This window comes from uncultured Campylobacter sp. (assembly GCF_938031315.1).
Classification (GTDB): domain Bacteria; phylum Campylobacterota; class Campylobacteria; order Campylobacterales; family Campylobacteraceae; genus Campylobacter_B.
Genome location: NZ_CALHHT010000107.1, coordinates 1 through 3,267, shown reverse-complemented (window position 1 = coordinate 3,267; position 3,267 = coordinate 1). Strand labels below are relative to the sequence as shown.

Below are 3,267 nucleotides of genomic sequence, written 5' to 3'. Positions count from 1 at the left end.
GGTGTAAAGGCGCACCAGCACGGTTTTCAGCACCTCGGCCGTATTGCGCGCTGCCATCGCGCGCTTGACCAGGCGGCCTTCCTGCTCAAAGCGCCTTTTCCAGTTGCATTGCAGCGTGGGGGCATTGAGCTGATCCCAAAAAGGCTGAAAAACATAGCGGTTTTCCAGCAGCAACTGAATCGGCCCGGCGTATTGCTCCCAAATCAGCGCGGCCAGCTCGCCTTGTCCGTCCGTTAAAGCCTTGGACTGGCTTAGATACTGCGCGGAAATTCCGTTTTGAATTTCGATTAGGCTTGCAGACACGGACTTGAGCGCAGATAAAATTTGAGCGAAGCTCTTATCTAACTCACCGTGAGCGAGATTTGTCCTTTGGATCATCTCTCCTGCTTTTTCAAGCTCTTCTTGTGTAATCGCCATACTTCGCTTCTCGGCTTCCATCACGCTTTCAAAAGCGCCGATTTTTTCATCGATTAGGCGGTTTAGCCTTTCGGTAAAATTCGTAGAGCTCATCATCGCAAATGAGCGCGAAATTTCAGAATTAGCGTTTAAAATTTCACTCAGATAGCCCTGTGTTATTTCGTCTTTGTTCCAGAAAAAATTTTTAGTGGAATTTTTGTATTTGATGAGCAGACGCTCATATTTGCTAATGCCTTTTTTCTCAAAATATATCCACCAAAGCGCTAAGAAAATTCCATAGATCGAGACGTAAAACGCCGTACCTACGCCGCCTAGAAGCTGCGCGATCTCGGTTTCGAGCCCATCAATGTTACTTGAGGAAAAGTGCGGCATCGAAATCGCAATCGAGATGAAAGTTCCTAAAATTCCAAGCATCGGAAAGACTGCCGACGCGACGGAAGCGTAGTTTTGATTACGCAGCGAGTAGCCGTATTCGTCCACAAAAAGATCAAAGCTAGCATCGGATTTTTTCTTACCACCAATGCTTAGAAGATTGGCGACGATGTAATTTTTCAGCTCACGCTTGAAATCATCGATATTATTTTGAAAATTTAAGCAGCCGTATTCTGCATTATGACGAGCTAAAATTAGTGCAATAATGAGCAAAACCGCAAGCATCAGGATCGAGTGCGTTTCTACCTTCAACCCGATAAGCCCCAAATAGCCCAGCAAAAACACCACAAAAACCGCGATCGGCAGAGCTGCGATCTTAAAAAAAACGCCCGCTAGCGAGCGCTCCTTCGCCTCAGGTAGCGTGATATCGAGCACTTCGTTATTCGGGCGATCCATATTAGTTCCTATTTAGGCAATTTAGATTGTCAAATGCGACCTGCAAGCGCGCCACCATACTCTGCTCGCCCGCTCTCAGCCATTTGCGAGGATCGTAGAATTTTTTATTCGGTTTATCCTCGCCTTCCGGATTGCCGATTTGAGCTTGCAAATAGCCGCAATTTTTGCCCTCATAAGCGCGCACGCCGTCCCAAAACGCCCACTGCGTGTCAGTGTCGATATTCATCTTTACCACGCCGTAGCTAACGGCTGCCTTGATGTCGGAGGTCTCGCTGCCGCTGCCGCCGTGAAAGACGAAATTTACGGGCTTTTCGGATTGCAGATTAAATTTCTCGCGCACGAATTTTTGCGAATTTTTTAAAATTTCAGGTCTCAGCACGACATTGCCCGGTTTATACACGCCGTGGACGTTGCCGAAGCTTGCTGCAATGCTGAATCTATCGCTGATTTTGCCAAGTCGTTCGTAAGCTAGCGCGACATCTGCGGGCTGGGTGTAAAGCCGCGCGTTATCGACGCCGGTATTATCGACGCCGTCCTCTTCGCCGCCCGTGACGCCAAGCTCGATCTCAAGCGAAATTCCAAGATCGCTTAAAATTTCCAAATACTTCTCGCAGGTCGCTAAATTTAGCTCCAAATCATCCTCGCTAAGATCGAGCATGTGCGAGCTAAACAGCGGCACGCCGTGAGCTTTTTTATGAGCGGCATTAGCTTCGATGAGCTCGTCAATCCACGGGAGCAGCTTCCTTGCGGCATGATCGGTATGTAAAATCACCGCAACGCCGTAATGAGCCGCCAAAGCATGCACTTGATGTGCGCCTGCGATAGCGCCTAAAACTGCGGCATTAGGGCAAGTAGCGCCCGCATAAAACGCTGCGCCGCCGTTGCTAAACTGAATTATTACGGGCGAATTTGCGATTTTAGCGCTTTCCAAGACGGCGTTTATGGAATTTGATCCCACTACGTTTACCGCAGGGATCGCAAAGCCCTGCTGCTTCGCATACGCATAGACCTTACTTACGTCATCGCCGCTTAAAACGCCCGGTTTTACTATATCTAAAACGCCCATTTTTAGCTCCTATATTATTTATACTCGATTTTAGCGTTTTTGTGAAGATCTGCCGCTTTTTGCTCGACTACTTTCGCCGCTTTTTGCTGTCTAAGCACGCGCTCAATAAAAGGCTTTGCTTCGCTTTGACTTAACTGCTTTTTAGCTTGAGACTCCTCTTTTAACACTACGTGATATCCGACTCTGCTTCTAATCGCTTTAGTAGTGATTTGACCATCTTTTATCTTAGAGATCGCATCAGCAAAAGGCTTGACCTGATCGCTAGGCATCCAGCCTAGCTCGCCGCCGGTTTGTTTAGCCTGCGGATCGATAGATTTAGCTTTGGCAAGCTCTGCAAATTTAGTAAATAGTGCACTGTCGCTAAGCCCTTTTAACTGCTTAATAATATCGTTTGCCTCGGCTTCAGTTTTAACGACGATCTGAGCCGCTTTGATTCTCGCAGGCTCGGTAAAGCGCGCTTTGTTTTTGTTATAAAAATCGGCTATTTCTTTATCGTCGATATTTATTTTGCTGGCTTCTTTAGCCTGCCATACACGAAGCGCTAAGTTATCTTTTACGATTTCAAGCTCTTTTTTATAAACGTCTTCGTCCATAACGCCCGATTTTTTAGCTTCATCCGTTAGCAGCATCAGATCGATACCTTTATCGATAAGCTCCTTCTTTTGATCGGCATTAAGAGCGGCGATATCTACATTGCCTATGCCTTGAAGTAGCGGAGCAAGCTCTTTTTCGGTTACGTCTTTGCCATTTACGGTAGCGTAAACGGTAGCGTTAAGGCTGATAGCGGCAGCCAAACTAAGTGCTGTAAATAAAACTTTTTTCATCATAATTCCTTAAAAAAATTTTAATGGCGATTATAACTCAAAGTTGTTAACAATCAAACTGTACTTTAGAATTTTAGGGTAGAATTCCGACTTGAGGAAATGTAAATGAGAAGTAAAAAAGATATTTTAGAG

3 protein-coding genes are annotated in these 3,267 nt (G+C 46.0%); all 3 read right to left on the bottom strand.

The genetic code is table 11. The features are described from left to right. Positions 1 to 1,245, bottom strand: a 1,245-nt coding sequence (locus Q0236_RS03010; RefSeq protein WP_297914980.1) for a MotA/TolQ/ExbB proton channel family protein, incomplete at its 3' end; no start/stop codon positions are given. Position 1,246: 1 nt separating this feature from the next. Continuing rightward, entirely contained in the window at positions 1,247 to 2,311 is a 1,065-nt protein-coding gene (gene fbaA / locus Q0236_RS03005; protein ID WP_297914978.1) for a class II fructose-bisphosphate aldolase, read from the bottom strand. Between the two features lie 14 nt (positions 2,312 to 2,325). Next, positions 2,326 to 3,135 (bottom strand): peptidyl-prolyl cis-trans isomerase, encoded by an 810-nt coding sequence (locus Q0236_RS03000; RefSeq protein ID WP_291936539.1) that lies wholly within the window; start codon positions 3,133 to 3,135, stop codon positions 2,326 to 2,328. Positions 3,136 to 3,267: the final 132 nt, after the last annotated feature.

What these genes read in the sequence shown, in the direction of transcription:
- fbaA (WP_297914978.1), bottom strand. Translation starts at nt 2,311, where the DNA reads ATGGGCGTTTTAGATATAGTAAAACCGGGCGTTTTAAGCGGCGATGAC.
- Q0236_RS03000 (WP_291936539.1), bottom strand. Translation starts at nt 3,135, where the DNA reads ATGAAAAAAGTTTTATTTACAGCACTTAGTTTGGCTGCCGCTATCAGC.